Below are 538 nucleotides of genomic sequence, written 5' to 3' on the forward strand. Positions count from 1 at the left end.
CCAGCTGCCGATGCTGCCGGGCATGGGCGGGCCGCCCGCCAGCCCCTGCAGGGTCGCCAGCGCCTGGCCCTGGGCCATCGGCGCCTCGCGCTTCTCCACCTCCCAGGCGGCCTGCACGCGGGCCAGGTAGGGCGCGGCGTATTCCGGCGTCTGCGAGTGGTAGGCCGCCGCGGCGCGCGCCCAGTCCTGCCTCGGAGCATAAAGCTCGGTCAGGAAGCGCGCCGCGTAGCGGGCATTGGCCAGCGGGTCGAAGGCCTGCTCCAGGCTGGCGAAGGCGTCCGGGTGGTGGCGCAGGTTGATCTGCATGCAGCCGACGTCGATCGAGCGCATGCCCCCGGCCTGCAAGGCCTGCACGGCGGCAATTGCTGCCGGCTTGCTGGGGAACATGCTGCCGCGCCCCTCGGCGTTGATGGTCCAGGGATAGGGGTCGGTGCGGCCGCCCTCGCGCCGGCCGGATTCGACCCGGCCGATCGCCGCCAGCAGCCCGGCGGGCAGGCTGAATTCGCGCTCCGCCAGGGCGATGGCGGCGCGGCAGAGC

Annotated in this window: 1 protein-coding gene; it reads right to left on the bottom strand. The window is 74.3% G+C overall.

Annotation, left to right across the window (positions count from 1 at the left end; genetic code table 11):
• A partial coding sequence (locus tag HMPREF0731_RS22850; protein WP_007006657.1) for a lytic transglycosylase domain-containing protein occupies window positions 1-538 on the bottom strand: 538 nt, incomplete at both ends.

This window comes from Pseudoroseomonas cervicalis ATCC 49957, from assembly GCF_000164635.1.
GTDB classification, from domain to species: domain Bacteria; phylum Pseudomonadota; class Alphaproteobacteria; order Acetobacterales; family Acetobacteraceae; genus Pseudoroseomonas; species Pseudoroseomonas cervicalis.